8 protein-coding genes are annotated in these 15098 nt (G+C 46.3%); 6 read left to right on the forward strand and 2 right to left on the reverse strand.

Features of this window, described 5'->3' with window-relative positions; all coding sequences use genetic code 11:
* The first annotated feature begins 173 nt into the window (after positions 1 to 173).
* The 5 genes from MHB85_RS09150 (at position 174) to MHB85_RS09170 (ending at position 10297) form a co-directional block, all read left to right on the forward strand.
* Positions 174 to 2069 carry a PrkA family serine protein kinase gene (locus tag MHB85_RS09150; protein WP_036610009.1) on the forward strand — a complete coding sequence of 632 codons (1896 nt, stop codon included), beginning with the start codon at positions 174 to 176 and terminating at the stop codon, positions 2067 to 2069.
* A gap of 244 nt (positions 2070 to 2313) precedes the next feature.
* Positions 2314 to 3321: a globin-coupled sensor protein gene (locus tag MHB85_RS09155; protein ID WP_091014650.1), complete on the forward strand. Its 1008-nt coding sequence runs from the start codon at positions 2314 to 2316 to the stop codon at positions 3319 to 3321.
* Between the two features lie 129 nt (positions 3322 to 3450).
* Complete coding sequence (locus MHB85_RS09160; protein WP_091014649.1) at positions 3451 to 4455, forward strand: LacI family DNA-binding transcriptional regulator; 1005 nt, start codon at positions 3451 to 3453, stop codon at positions 4453 to 4455.
* A gap of 273 nt (positions 4456 to 4728) precedes the next feature.
* On the forward strand, positions 4729 to 7551 hold the full coding sequence (locus MHB85_RS09165) for an endo-1,4-beta-xylanase (RefSeq protein WP_192134705.1): 2823 nt from the start codon (positions 4729 to 4731) through the stop codon (positions 7549 to 7551).
* Between the two features lie 265 nt (positions 7552 to 7816).
* Complete coding sequence (locus MHB85_RS09170) at positions 7817 to 10297, forward strand: EAL domain-containing protein (protein ID WP_192134707.1); 2481 nt, start codon at positions 7817 to 7819, stop codon at positions 10295 to 10297.
* Between the two features lie 136 nt (positions 10298 to 10433).
* Here the strand turns inward: MHB85_RS09170 and MHB85_RS09175 are convergent, their stop codons facing one another.
* Together MHB85_RS09175 and yhbH are read right to left on the reverse strand one after the other, a co-directional pair.
* On the reverse strand, positions 10434 to 11870 hold the full coding sequence (locus MHB85_RS09175) for a SpoVR family protein (RefSeq protein ID WP_192134708.1): 1437 nt from the start codon (positions 11868 to 11870) through the stop codon (positions 10434 to 10436).
* Positions 11867 to 13036 carry a sporulation protein YhbH gene (yhbH, locus tag MHB85_RS09180; protein WP_036609998.1) on the reverse strand — a complete coding sequence of 390 codons (1170 nt, stop codon included), beginning with the start codon at positions 13034 to 13036 and terminating at the stop codon, positions 11867 to 11869. The genes MHB85_RS09175 and yhbH overlap by 4 nt, the downstream gene beginning before the upstream one ends.
* Before the next feature lie 310 nt (positions 13037 to 13346).
* On the opposite strand from yhbH, the gene MHB85_RS09185 reads away from it, so the two are divergent.
* The gene (locus MHB85_RS09185) at positions 13347 to 14681 is read left to right on the forward strand and encodes an MFS transporter (RefSeq protein ID WP_192134710.1); all 1335 of its coding nucleotides are present in this window, start codon (positions 13347 to 13349) and stop codon (positions 14679 to 14681) included.
* The last annotated feature ends 417 nt before the right edge of the window (positions 14682 to 15098 follow it).

Consider the following 15098-nt stretch of genomic DNA (forward strand, 5'->3'; position numbering starts at 1 on the left):
CATAGGTATGTAATACACTTTTCACAACAAAACAAGACGTTTGGACAGAGGGTGGCGGGACTACACAGGACCGCAAGATTGGTATTCAAGCAGGAGCCGCAATTCTATTGATTTCTTCATACCATTCGGAATGGTTGACAATCACACTAAAGGAGCCATGGGAGGTACCAAGCATGAATATTTTTGAACGCGTTGCGGAACATCGGGCAGAGAGTGACCGTTTGACATGGAACGGAACATTTGAAGATTATATTGCACTGCTGAGAGAGGACCCGACTCCGGCAATGACGGCTCACGCCAGAGTGTATGAGATGATTGAATCGTTTGGCGTGGAAGAAGTAGGTGGGCATAAGCGGTACAAGTTTTTTGAACAGGAGATCTTTGGACTGGATCGTTCGATTGAAAAGCTGGTTGAAGAATACTTCCACTCGGCTGCACGTCGTCTGGATGTACGTAAACGGATTTTGCTCCTGATGGGTCCCGTAAGTGGAGGGAAATCGACGCTGGTGACGCTGCTGAAGCGGGGGCTTGAACAGTTCTCGCGGACAGAGAAAGGTGCCATATACGCCATTGATGGATGCCCGATGCATGAGGAACCGCTGCATCTGATTCCACTGGAGCTTCGTCCTGAAGTGGAAAAGGAAATTGGAGTCCGTATTGAGGGTAACCTTTGCCCATCCTGCCAGATGAGACTGCGTACCGAATACGGTGGTGATATCAGCAAGGTGCCGGTGGAACGGGTCATTGTTTCCGAAGATAATCGCGTGGGAATAGGAACGTTCAGTCCATCCGATCCGAAATCACAGGATATTGCCGATCTGACGGGGAGTATCGACTTCTCCACCATTACCGAGTTTGGTTCCGAATCCGATCCACGTGCCTATCGTTTTGATGGGGAGTTGAACAAGGCAAACCGTGGACTGATGGAGTTCCAGGAGATGTTGAAATGTGATGAGAAATTCCTCTGGAATCTACTGTCGCTCACGCAGGAAGGGAACTTCAAAGCAGGACGTTTCGCCTTAATCAGTGCGGATGAAATGATTGTGGCGCATACGAATGAATCGGAGTATAAGTCTTTTATCTCCAACAAGAAGAATGAAGCACTGCAATCCCGGATGATTGTCATGCCGATTCCGTACAATCTGAAAGTGTCCGAGGAAGAGAAAATCTATGCCAAGCTCATTCAGCAAAGTGACATGAAGCATGTTCATATTGCACCGCATGCACTGCGGACTGCAGCCATTTTTTCCATACTTACCCGCTTGAAGGAAACGAAAAAACAAGGCATGGATCTCGTTAAAAAGATGCGCATGTATGATGGTGAAGAAGTGGAAGGATACAAAGAAGCCGATCTTCGGGAGATGCAAAATGAGTATTTGGATGAAGGAATGTCCGGCATTGATCCACGGTATGTCATTAACCGGATCTCCAGTGCTTTGATCAAGCAAAATCTTCAGTGCATTAACGCGCTGGACATTCTGCGGGCGATCAAGGATGGTCTGGACCAGCATGCCTCGATCACGAAGGAAGAGCGGGAGCGTTATCTGAACTTTATCGCTCTTGCACGCAAGGAGTATGATGAATTGGCCAAGAAGGAAGTGCAGAAAGCATTTGTGTACTCATTCGAGGAATCCGCAAGAACATTATTCGAGAATTACCTCGATAACATCGAAGCATTCTGCAACTGGTCCAAGATTCGTGACCCGCTCACGGATGAAGAGATGGACCCGGATGAGCGTCTGATGCGATCCATTGAGGAACAGATCGGGATCTCCGAGAATGCAAAGAAAGCGTTCAGAGAAGAGATTCTGATCCGAATCTCGGCATACTCCCGCAAGGAGCGCAAGTTCGAATACAGCAGCCATGACCGTTTGCGTGAAGCGATTGAGAAGAAGTTGTTCACCGATCTGAAAGACATCGTCAAGATCACAACCTCAACCAAAACACCGGATGCAACACAATTGAAACGTATGAATGAAGTCATTAAACGCTTAATTGAGGAACATGGATATACCGCAGCCAGCGCGAATGAACTGTTACGTTATGTGGGCAGTTTGCTTAATCGCTAATCGGCAACAAACCATTCCGGATCAGGCTCCTGATGTCTGCTGTGAGGCTCCTTCACAGCAGGGTCAGGGCCTTTTTAATTACATGAAGGTCCATATTAGTCTAAAAAGCTGACAAATAGGGTTAATTTTAAAGAGAATTAGTTCTAATGGTATATGTATATTTAGGTATTTTAGTCTATAATCAATACATATATTTACAATTTAAAGTAATTTAGTGTTTATTAAGGAGCTGACTGAACCAGATATGAGTAGTATTTCCGCAACAAGACAGAAGCAACTTGATTACATGGGATTAACCGCAGGGGATCTAAAACTGCTTGCCGATCATCGGCCTGTTTTTAAAAAAGTCGTTAATGAAGTAGTAGATCATTTCTACAATCATGTGGGAAATTATCCTGAATTGGTAGATCTGATCGCTCGATTCTCTACCATTGATCGTCTAAAAGAAACACAGAAGATGTACTGGTTATCGATGACAGATGGAATCGTGGACGACGCATATATTGAGCAACGGATTGCAATTGGGCTAGTGCATTCCCGTATTGGCCTGTCCGAAGATTATTATCTGGGTACCTATATGGTATACCTTGATATTGCAACGAGCATATTCCAACAGGTTATCCCTGATTCCTGGCATCTTGTTATTCAGGCGCTCAGCAAAATGTTTAATCTGGATTCACAGCTTGTCCTTGAGGCATATGAGAAGAAAGAAAAAGAAAAGTTACATCAGCTTGCCGATGACCAACAGCATACATTGCACGCGATTACGCAGATTACCCAAGAGCTTACAGGCATGATTAGTGAATTAAATGAGAGTGCAATGGCTATATCGAGTGTAGCCAAAGAAACAGCGGCTTCTCAGGATCAGGCCCAAGTTCTGCTCACCGAATTGACAGGGGAGATCCAGCAGATTGGAAAAATGGGTGAACTCATTCGCGAGATATCGGATCAGAGTCATCTTGTCGGTCTGAATGCAGCGATTGAAGCTGCTCATGCAGGAGAGTTCGGACGTGGCTTCGAAGTAGTCGCTAGTGAGGTGCGCAAGCTTGCAGCCAGTTCCCGGGATGCCCAGGGGAAGATTCAGTCTAATCTGGAGCAGATCATGAAGAAACTGAGCAGTGTGCAGCAGGAGTCGGATCATACGTCCAGAGGGGCACGTAGCCAAGCTTCACGCTCGGCTGAACTCGCTGTATTCGCAACAACAATGGAGAAACTGTCTCTGGATTTGAAGAATCTGGAACAGCAGGAATAGAGCTTAAAAGCATTAGGAACCTTCCATACCGTTTCAGGCTGTTTTAAGCTATAATGGGTAGACAAACCTGCCGATGTTATAGAAAATGCAGCCGGAGACAGGGGATTCGAAAGAGGTTGAGGTGATCAGATGGCTTCTATCCATGATGTAGCCAAGGAAGCGGGAGTATCTGTTGCAACCGTTTCCAAAGTAATAAACGATTATCCTGATGTAAGTGAAAAAACACGCAAAAAAGTCAATATAGCCATCGAATTATTGAAATATCAACCCAATGTGGTCGCACGTGGACTTGTCAAACGCCGTTCATGGACGGTGGGAGTGCTGTTAACAGTTCCGTTTACGAACCCTTTTGTGTCGGAGTTGCTGGAAGGGATCAAGACAGCGCTGGAGAACAGTGGATATGACCTGGTCCGGTTGTCTACTCGATTCGATGATCCGGCGTACTCGTTTATCAAACATTGCCGCAGTCGTAATGTGGATGGCGTTGTGGTATTCGGGGAAGGCAGAGAAAACGCGAGTATTCAGGAACTGGTGGATGCAGAAATTCCAACGATGTTTGTTGATACGGACATGTTGGGCAAACGTGCTGGTTACATTACTACGGATAACGCGAACGGGATCTCGATGGGTGTCAAACATCTGCATGAGCTTGGGCACCGCAAAATTGCCTATATCTCAGGGACACTTGGACCTGCAGTAGCCAATCTGCGATTGGAAGGATATCGGGAAGGGCTGCGAGAATGCGGCATCCCATATTCTACGGTATATCTGGAAGTCTGCGATTACTCATTCGACGGGGGGAGCAAGGCTGCCCGGAGATTGCTGGCACTTCAGGACCAACCAACGGGAATTGTCTGTGCTTCAGACATGTCTGCCTTTGGTGCGATTCATGAAATTGAAAAGCATGGACTGAGTGTACCAGAAGATATCTCGGTTGTCGGGTTCGATAACACGTATTATGCTGAGGTATTCAAACCGGGGTTGACCACGGTGAATCAGAATATCTATTCTATTGGCATTAAGTCCATCGAATATCTGATTGCCATGATCGAGAATCCATCTTATTCTCCTCCTGTGGTGACGGAACCTTCCAATCTGGTCGTCCGTCAGACGACAGCACCCTTAAAATCCTAAAAATGTAAATAGTAAAGATGTTTACGCGAAGCACAGCTAATAAGCTGTGCTTTTTGTCGTTCTATATCTAACTTGGAAACATATGGTTAATGGAGTGATGCAAGTCCTATAGTTTAACGGGTAAACAAAGTTTACTGGCAATCGTATAATGAAAGTGCTTACAATTTTCTGTCCATTAGCATCTATCCATCCTGAATAACGATCTTGTAAAAGGCTGGCACATGGCAGAGCAAAGGTTATTCTTCACAAACAACGAACCAAGGAGGAGATCGGATGCATTTGAGAAAATGGTGGAGCTTGTGCTTGTCGGCTGTATTGATCTTCAGTTTGTTCCCAAGTGTGGGAACAGGAGGGACACGTGCTGCGGCTGCGGACGTTAAGACTGGCGATGATGGAGTACTGTTCGAGGCTAATTTTGAAGATGGTGTGTTGGGACAATGGCGTCCACGTGCGAGTGAAAAGCTTGATATCGTAGCGCAAGCAGGTCACGACAGTACACGCAGCCTGAGAACCTCTTCCCGTACCGAAACGTTCCATGGACCCTTAATTGAAGTCATAGACCATGTACAGAAGGGCAGCACGGTTCATATTTCGTTTTGGGCCATGTACGATGAAGGACCGGACAGTCAGGTCATCAACGGTTCACTGGAGAAAGAGTACAATAACGACGCTTCAAGTCGAGAATATGCTACGTTTGCCTCTGCAACTCTGAACAAGGGACAGTGGAAAAAAATCGAGGCAGATGTGGTGATCCCTGGAGAAAATAGCGGCATCACCGGATTCCGCATGTATGCAGAGACACCTTGGAAGACGTCAGCGGAAGTGACGCCGGCGGATACGATTACTTTTTACGTGGATGATGTACTGATCACGGAAGCCGAAAAAATTGAAATAGAGCCGAACATTCCGAATCTAGTGGATGTTGTGGGACAACACTATGCAATGGGAGCGGCAATCGACCAGTCTGCACTGGATGCGGAAGATCCGCATTCCCAACTGTTGACGAAACATTTTAATAGTATTACAGCTGGAAACTTTATGAAAATGGATGCGATGCAACCTCAGGAAGGACAGTTTGTCTGGTCAGAGACAGATCGCCTGGTGAAGTTTGCCGAAGCAAATGATATGGAAATCAGAGGTCATACGCTGTTATGGCATAGTCAGGTGCCGGACTGGTTCTTTACCGATCCGAATGATGCTTCCAAACCTGCCACGCGGGAACAGTTGCTTGCACGGATGAAAACCCATATTCAAACCATCGTTACCCGGTACAAAGGAAAGGTTCATACATGGGATGTCGTCAATGAAGTCATCGCGGACGGAGGCGGCTTGCGGAATGAGGCCAGTAATTCCAAGTGGAGAGATATTATTGGGGATGTAGATGGCGACGGAGATGACAGTGATTACATTGAGCTGGCTTTCCGATATGCACGTGAGGCTGACCCTGATGCTGTACTGGTTATTAATGACTATGGAATGGAGGGCAATGGAAACAAGGTGAATGATATGGTGAAGCTTGTAGAGAAGCTGCTTGCCAAAGGAACACCGATTGATGCGGTTGGATTCCAGATGCATGTGTCGATGTACGGACCGGATGTAAAGCTCATTCGTGAGGCTTTTGAGAAAGTGATTGCTCTTGGTGTGAATGTACAGGTTACGGAGCTGGACGTTTCGATCTATTCAAGTAATTCTGAACTGGAGATGCCTGTCACAGATGAATTAATGTTGCAACAAGCTTACCGTTATCGTGAACTGTTCGACCTGTTTGACGAGTTGGGAAAACGCGGCGTAATGGACAGTGTTACCGTTTGGGGACTTGCGGATGATGGTACATGGCTTGACAACCATCCAGTTAAAGGACGCAAAGATGCACCATTGTTGTTTGATCGTAAATTGAAAGCAAAACCGGCCTATTGGGCACTGGTGGATGCTACCACTCTTCCGATCTATCGTAATGAATGGACAGCATTGAAGGCCAGCCCTTCTTTCCCGAATCACAAAGGACAGGAAGATATTCTTTGGGGTGCTGTGAAAGGACTCGAAATTAATCACCTGGCAGATGGTACATCTGCGGTTACGGGTGAGGCTCGTATGATGTGGGATGCGAAAAAGGTGAATTTACGAGTGGAAGTGAAGGACACCACACGTCGCAAAGGGGATCAGGTGCAGGTTTTCCTCGCGGAAGAAGTCAAGGGGACAGGCGCTGCAACTGCTGAAGCTGATCTGTCAGCCAAGAAGAAAAATCCGCCGTCTGCAAATGGTCAATATACATTTAAACGGGATGGCGGTAAAGGCAAAGATAAAAATACTTACAACGTACAGGAGACAAAAACCGGTTATGTTGTATACGCATCACTGCCTATGTCAGCTGCTTTACTTACCGAAGGCCAGGTCTTGTCTCTGGATTTTCGGATTACGGATGAATATGCTGCTGGAAAGACAGCGACCATTGTTTGGAATGATATTTCCAATCAACAGCCCGACAAACCAGCCAACCGGGGCAAACTGAAGCTCGGTTCTGTCTTGAAACAAACCAAGGTCACTTATGGCAAACCTGTAATTGATGCGAAAAAGGATAACGTCTGGAAAAAGGCTGCATCTGTTAAAACGGATGTCTGGGTGGTCGGAAACTCCGGTGCAACGGTGACTGCACAACTGTTATGGGATGAGAAATACCTGTACGTATTGGCAGATGTGAAAGATCCTTTGCGAAGCAAATTAAGCTCTAATGCACATGAGCAGGATTCGATCGAGATTTTTATCGACCCGAGCAAAGATCAGACAACATTTTATCAGGAGGATGACGCCCAGTACCGGGTCAATTTTGATAATGAGACTTCTTTTGGAGGAAATGCACGGAAAGAAAGTTTCAAATCAGCTACCCGATTAACAAGCGGAGGGTATACAGTTGAAGTGGCAATCCCACTAGATAGCGTTCGTGCTGAAGAGCAAAGATGGATTGGGTTTGATCTTCAAGTTAATGATGATGGCGCGGGAGATGGCAAGCGAAGCAGTGTGTCCATCTGGAGCGATTCATCAGGTAATTCTTATCAAGATACTTCCGGTTTTGGCAGTCTGTTACTGACTCGTAAATAGAATATTTAGTTGCGAATTAGAATATGAGAATGTTAGCTATTCAAGATTGTATATCTGGAAATAAGTGTTGATTTTAAAGGCTGGGACGTTTAGACTATATACATTCAAATAAACGGGTTCCAATGTATGATAACGGCTTCAACTAAGTCTGTTGTCACGAGTCAAATGATGCGGAGGGAGTGCCTGTCATCCAGACAGCGCACTCGCTTCTTTTTTACATTTTTGCATACATACGAAGCATTTCCCGGTTGAAAGGACAGAGTGAGTGGAGCACCTACATGGTACGTACAACTTAGAACTTGTTATTTTATCCTATATTATTGCATCGTTAGCTTCGTACGCAGCCCTTGACCTTGCAGGCCGTGTAAGTCAGGCTAGCGGAATGGCGCGGAATGTATGGCTTACCTGCGGTGCATTCTCAATGGGGCTGGGAATCTGGTCCATGCATTTCGTAGGTATGCTGGCTTTTGTTCTGCCTACGCAAGTCTCCTATTCTACCGGTAAGGTTGTTTTATCTGTTCTACTCGCTATTGTTGCATCGGGGGTGGCCTTGAACATTGCGGGTAGACAAACGGGCAGGATAAGCAAGCTGATGATTGCTGGAGTACTGATGACAGCAGGGATCAGCTCGATGCATTATGTGGGAATGGCAGCGATGTCAACTCCGGTTACGTATGAACCAGGCAGAGTGGTATTATCCATTCTGATTGCAGCACTTGCTTCCTTTGCGGCATTGTGGCTCATGTTTTACTTCCGTTATCATCAATCAAGACATACCTGGGTTTACAAGATGGGCAGCGGTCTCATTATGGGTATTGGAATCTCTGGCATGCATTATACCGGGATGTCAGCCGCACATTTCCATCATTCACATGGCTCGATGGTAAGTTCAGGGATGCAGATTGAGCCAGGCATTCTCGCCTATTTGATCGCATCGGGCACATTTATTGCTTTGGGCTTGACGTTGTTCGGCATATTTATCAATCAGCGAATGTCACAGAAAGATCGACGGATTCATGAGAATGAGCAATGGTATCAGGCCCTGTATCATAACCATTCGGATGCCATTATTTCAGTGGACAAGGAAGGTATTGTCAAAGGTATTAATGCTGCGGTAACAACAATCACCGGTTATCCTGAAACAAGGGTCATGGATCGCTCCATTGATGAAATTGTTCAGCAGATCGATATAGAATGGATCAGTGAATTCGATTCAATCGATTGGGATGATCATAAGCTGGAGCAGGCGCATTATATGGCTAAGATGAGAGATATACAGGGTGAACTTCTGGATCTTAGTATTGTTGTGGTTCCTGTAGTCATTGATGGTAACCATGTGGGAAGCCACATTCTGATCAAGGATATTACGGAGGAGAAACAGGCTCAGGAGAAGATTCGTCACCAAGCTTTGCATGATCCGTTGACGGGGTTGCCCAATCGGCGCAAGTTGGATGATGTGCTGGCTTGTACGATTAACGATTCAGCAGAAAAAGGGAATTCTTTTGCGGTTATGGTGATGGATATAGATCGTTTCAAGATGATTAATGACTCGTTGGGACACTCCATTGGAGATGTATTTCTAAGAGAAGTCAGCAACCGGATCATGAAAGCCATAGAATCTTCGGATCCCTTAGCTATGGAGAATGTCATGCTGGCCCGGATGGGCGGGGACGAGTTCACACTCGTTGTGACCCAGGATCAAGCGACAGAAGTAAGAGTGGCAGAACTTGCAAAACAGATTGTTGAAGCCATTCAGTTACCTTATCGACTGAAGGAGAATGATTTTTACGTAACCGCCAGCATTGGAATTGCGATGTACCCGGATCATGGAGTTGGCGTGGATGCTTTGCTGAAACATGCGGACTCCGCCATGTATGAAGTGAAGAAAAACGGTAAAAATGGTTTCCAATTCTACACTGCCCAACTGGATTCGGAACTATATGAACGCATTGAGCTGGAGGGTTATCTTCGTAAAGCGTTGGAACGCGATGAGATGGTCCTGTACTATCAACCACAGATTCGTACCGAGGATAGCCGCATGATTGGTGTGGAGGCTCTTATACGTTGGAACCATCCACTCAAAGGACTGCTCGCACCCAATGTGTTCATTCCGCTTGCAGAAGAGACAGGTATGATCTATGAGATTGGCAAATGGACGCTGCGCGAAGCATGCAGGCAGATGAAGCTCTGGCATGCCAGCGGTGGGCCGCTCATTCCGGTATCGGTAAACTTGTCCAGCCAGCAGTTCCATCAATCGAATTTGGTAGAACAGGTCAAGAACGCACTCTTGGAGACAGGGCTGGAGGCACGGTACCTGGAGCTGGAGATTACAGAGAGCATGATGATGGATGCCACGGTCTCTACGGCAATTCTGAATGAACTTAACGCACTGGGTGTCAAGATCAGCCTGGATGATTTCGGGACGGGATACAGTTCACTGAGTTATCTGAAGCATTTCCCGATTCACAAGCTCAAGATTGATCGTTCGTTTGTGACGGACATTACAGAGAGTCACAGCGATCAAGCCATTGTGGCGACCATTATATCGATGGCACAGAATCTCAAGATGGAAGTCATTGCGGAAGGCATTGAGACGAAAGGCCAACTGGATATTCTGATGCAGAATGATTGCCGGGAGATTCAGGGATATTATTTCAGTCGCCCACTGCCGGCAAGTGAAGTGGAGCATGATTTTTTTGTACCGCTGCGATTGCAGGGGAATGGTGCACCACCGGTACCATCCTAATTTTATGTATGCCAAGCGGCAAGTCCCCGTGTATGTCGGGAGCTTGCCGCTTTTTTTGTTTTTTTATGGTATGTCGCCATTCTTCATACGTGATACGAAGGTTCTCTTTTTTAAAAAGGAAAGGATTGTTGGAACCTCACATAAACTTGCGGTGGTGTTTCTTGCCATCATACGTAAACCAGATCGGTTTATCCTCGACACGTGTCTCCACATGTACGGTACGTCCCCAGAGGCGATACAGATAAGGCAGGGTGCGTTCCATATATTTCAGATCCAACTCAATGCCTTCATATTGATGTTTCAGCACGAGTTCCCCTGTCCGCAGATAATCGGCATCCTGTACAACCAGATAGGGTGATCCCCCGTTGACACGTGAAAATACGAGCTGATCCCGTATGTTTTCCCAGGACTTGTCGGTGATTTTCCAGTCCGGTCCTTTTTTCTCAAATACGTAGAGGTCCAGATCCTCGGTTAATTGCTTGGTCATGTAGTTGCGGATAAAGGAGGTATCGGAATCGAACTCACGCACCTCGAACATTTTGGCACGACCTTGACCGGGTTTACGGCCCCAACGATCCTGTTCTTCCCGGGTTGGGTTATCCCAGCGCCGTTCAATATCCTCGAAAATCTTCAGTCCCAGATAATACGGATTCAGACTTTGTTTGGATGGCTGCACCACGGAGGAGTTAAGTTTGGCAAATTCGATCGTATCCTCACTGTTCAGATCGAGCTCACGTATAATGCGTTGATGCCAGTAGGATGCCCAGCCTTCATTCATGATTTTCGTTTCCATCTGTGGCCAGAAATAAAGCATCTCTTCACGCATCATACTCATGATATCCCGCTGCCAGTCGGTCAACACTTCCGAGAATTCCTGAATAAACCACATGACATCCTTCTCCGGTTCAGGGGGAAAGTGATGGACCTGTATGCCTTCGGCCGGTTTTTCTTCGGTCTTCACATCATCAAGCGACCATAAATCATCATAGCGGCCTTCCGGCTTGGGTGCTTTCTCACCGCGCTGCTCCCGCATTTTCATCTCCATATAACGTTGTTTGTCCAAATGGCGGGGTTTAATCAGCTGTGGGTCCACATGTTCCTGAATTGCGATCACGGCATCGATAAAGGCTTCAACCGCTTCCGTTCCGTACTCCATCTCATAATTGCTGATCCGATCCGCCGTAGCAGCCATACTTTCGACCATATTACGGTTGGATTTGGAGAAGCGGGCATTGTTTTTGAAAAAATCGCAGTGTGCCAGGACGTGGGCTACGATCAATTTGTTCTGAATCAGGGAATTGCCATCCAGCAGGAAGGCATAACAAGGGTTGGAATTGATGACAAGCTCATAAATTTTGCTGAGCCCAAAATCGTACTGCATTTTCATCTTATGAAATGTTTTACCAAAGCTCCAGTGACTGAATCTGGTAGGCATGCCGTAGGCTCCAAATGTATAAATAATATCCGATGGGCAGATTTCGTACCGCATGGGGTAATAGTCCAGACCAAAACCATTGGCAATCTCCATAATCTCGGCAATAGCGTATTCTAGGTCGCGGATCTCATCTGTCATCTAACGCTGCCTCCTTCCCGTTTCTGGAAAAAGCTGCGCAAAGCTTTGTACACTTCGCCTTTTTCTTTGATCACATAATACATGAACTGATCCATTTTGATATGACGATAAGCCGACATCAGTGTACTGCTGCGGTTGTACTGATTCACTTCGCCGTATCCAAACATATTGCTACGCTTCATTAACTCCCCGATCAGCTTCACACACCGTTCGTTATCCGAGGTCAGATTATCCCCATCAGAGAAGTGGAAGGGGTAGATGTTGTAGCTGGAAGGTGGATATCGGCTGTCAATAATATCCAGCGCCTTCATATATACAGAGGAGCAAATCGTACCTCCGCTCTCGCCACGGGTAAAGAATTCTTCTTCGGTAACTTCCTTGGCTTCTGTATGATGGGCGAGGAAAACAATCTCAACTTTCTCATACTGACGGCGTAGAAAACGGGTCATCCAGAAGAAAAAGCTGCGCGCGCAGTATTTCTCAAAAGAACCCATGGACCCGGATGTATCCATCATGGCAATGATAACGGCATTGGATTGTGGAATGATTTTGTCTTCCCATGTCTTGTAGCGCAGGTCATCCGGACTGATGTGATGGATACCTGGCGTACCGGTCGTTGCATTGCGACGCAGATTCTCCAAAATGGTACGTTTCTTGTCAATATTGGACTGCATGCCTTTTTTGCGAATATCGTTGAATACCACCGTATGTGTCTCAATCAGGTCTTTGTCTTTCTGCTTCAGATCGGGTAATTCCAGCTCAGCGAAGAGCATATCTTCCAATTCCTCAATACTCACTTCGGCTTCCACAATATCATGACCAGGCTGATCGCCAGCTTTTTCGCCTTTGCCGGGTTTCTGAGAAGCAGAGGGATCACGACCGATGACGTCTCCGACCTGACTGTCACCGTCTCCTTGACCAACATGTTTTTGCTTCTGGTAGTTATACACAAAACGGTACTCATCCAGACTGCGGATTGGTACCTTGATGATTTGTTTTCCATCAGACATGATGATGTTTTCTTCCGTAATCAGATCAGGCAGATTCTGTTTGATGACATCTTTCACCTTTTGCTGATGGCGTTGTTGGTCCTGGTACCCTTTGCGGTGAAGCGACCAATCTTCCTTCGACACGACGAACGAGTAAGGCTGGTGTGAATTTGACATGTAGGCACCCCCATTGATTACGCGGCACAGTTTGGCCTGTCGGTAATTAAGTATATTCACGGGCGAGGACGATATGTGATGAGAGTGGATATAAAATGATACAATTACGCAAGTTCACCTCAGAGGTAAGGTGAGTCGTAAGAACAGAATTGCTCCATTTTTTACAGAAACAGTGAACAAGTGTGATATCCTTCCTATACAATAGGAGAAGTACATCTACTCCATTTCTAGCTTCATTCCTTTTCTCGATACTGAAAACCAGATTTCATGAACACGATCCAATAGAGATGCATGTAAAGGAAGGATTCATGTGAATAAAAAGGCGATCAAGGCTTGGATTATGTATGATTGGGCCAATTCGGCTTATGCGACAACTGTACTGGCGGCAGTACTGCCCGTATTCTATGCTTCGGTGGCTGCCGCAACGCTGGATACGGATACCGCGGCTTCCTATCTGGCCTATACCCATTCCATTGGCATGTTGTTCGTAGCTCTGCTAACACCGTTGCTAGGCACACTGGCTGATTTGTCAGGACGGAAAGGCGACTTCCTGCGTGTATTTGCAATTATAGGCGTCCTTGCTACATTGGGATTCAGCGCAATCGGTGAAGGGGACTGGTTCCTTGCTTCCGCGTTGCTGGTCATATCTACGATCGGTTTTGCAGGTGGTAACACCTTTTACGATGCAATGCTGCCGGATCTGGTACCCGTGGAACGAAGGGACATGATATCCTCCAAAGGTTATGCCTATGGTTATATTGGAGGAGGTTTGTTGCTTGCGGTGAACCTGCTGATGATTCAGCAACCGGGCTGGTTCGGGATGAGCAGTACACTGGCAGGCACAAGACTTGCGTTTATCTCCGTCTCGTTGTGGTGGTTGCTGTTCTCCATACCGATCTTTCGCCATGCTCCGAGACGGCCTGCTTCACCGGACATGCCCGGCTCGTGGAGAAGGTATACTGCGGTGGGCGTGCGCAGACTGCGGCAGACCTTTCGTCAGATGCGGCGTTTTCCCCAGTTAATCCGCATGCTGGTGGCTTTCTGGTTTTTTAATGACGGTATTAATACCATCATTCTGATGGCTACCATCTATGGAACAAGTATAGGCATAGGCACAGCCGACCTGATGCTCGCGCTACTGTTAACCCAGTTCATCGGTTTCCCATGCACTTTGTTACTGGGAGCGTGGGCACAGCGTTGGGGAGCAAAGCAGGTATTAATCGTTAGCTTATCGGTCTACATATGTATTGTGATTCTAGGTTATTTCATGACACAAGCGATCCACTTCTATGTACTCGCCGGGTTGGTTGGTGTCGTGCAGGGTGTGAGTCAATCCACAGCGCGTTCCCTGTTTAGCAATCTGATGCCGGCAGGCAGAACAGGAGAGTATTTTGGTTTTGTGAATATTACAGGCAAATTCTCTGCGATCTTTGGTCCATTTGTGTTTGGTTATGTTGGGCAGATCACGGGTTCCACGCGTTGGGGTATTCTGTCGCTCATCTTCTTTTTCGTCGCGGGAATTGCTGTATTGTTAACCGTGAAGGTACAGAAGGGGATGCAGGATGCTACACAGGCAGATCAGGAAGAAGAGCGAAATGGGAGTGTTGGAGCTCCTGGGAAAAGTTCAAATGTAAGGTTTACCTGATGGTTGTTCACCCGGTTTCATATTAAGTTTCTCAACGGATTACGTATGGCTTCAGGCATTGTTCCTCACAGAACATGTCTGGAGCTTATTCGCGTTTGTGCAATCAGAACATAATTGATCATGAATAAGTGCTTAAATGACAGACAACAGAATACAGTGAAAGAGTATGAATTTATGAAAAGGTGAAAATAAAAGATTGACATGATACATTTTGTATCATAGAGTAAAACTATAAATACATATTGTATCTGAGAGTTGTCGAATGTAACCAAGTGTTTTGCTTCATTCCCGGGTGAACTTTCGACGGAGTATTGCAAAACGCTGACCTATAGCGTGCATATTACTCGTTTTGCCAAACACAAAGGTAGAGTCTGGTCTATCCCAGCTACATATTTATACTAATGAACAGAGGAGAGG

Source organism: Paenibacillus sp. FSL K6-4396 (assembly GCF_038002525.1).
In the GTDB taxonomy this organism is placed as follows: Bacteria; Bacillota; Bacilli; order Paenibacillales; family Paenibacillaceae; genus Paenibacillus; species Paenibacillus amylolyticus_B.

Bases quoted from the DNA above. Each gene is read 5' to 3' on its own strand.
- MHB85_RS09175 (WP_192134708.1), bottom strand. From the start codon at position 11,870: ATGACAGATGAGATCCGCGACCTAGAATACGCTATTGCCGAGATTATG.
- MHB85_RS09165 (WP_192134705.1), top strand. From the start codon at position 4,729: ATGCATTTGAGAAAATGGTGGAGCTTGTGCTTGTCGGCTGTATTGATC.
- MHB85_RS09155 (WP_091014650.1), top strand. From the start codon at position 2,314: ATGAGTAGTATTTCCGCAACAAGACAGAAGCAACTTGATTACATGGGA.
- MHB85_RS09160 (WP_091014649.1), top strand. From the start codon at position 3,451: ATGGCTTCTATCCATGATGTAGCCAAGGAAGCGGGAGTATCTGTTGCA.
- MHB85_RS09150 (WP_036610009.1), top strand. From the start codon at position 174: ATGAATATTTTTGAACGCGTTGCGGAACATCGGGCAGAGAGTGACCGT.
- yhbH (WP_036609998.1), bottom strand. From the start codon at position 13,036: ATGTCAAATTCACACCAGCCTTACTCGTTCGTCGTGTCGAAGGAAGAT.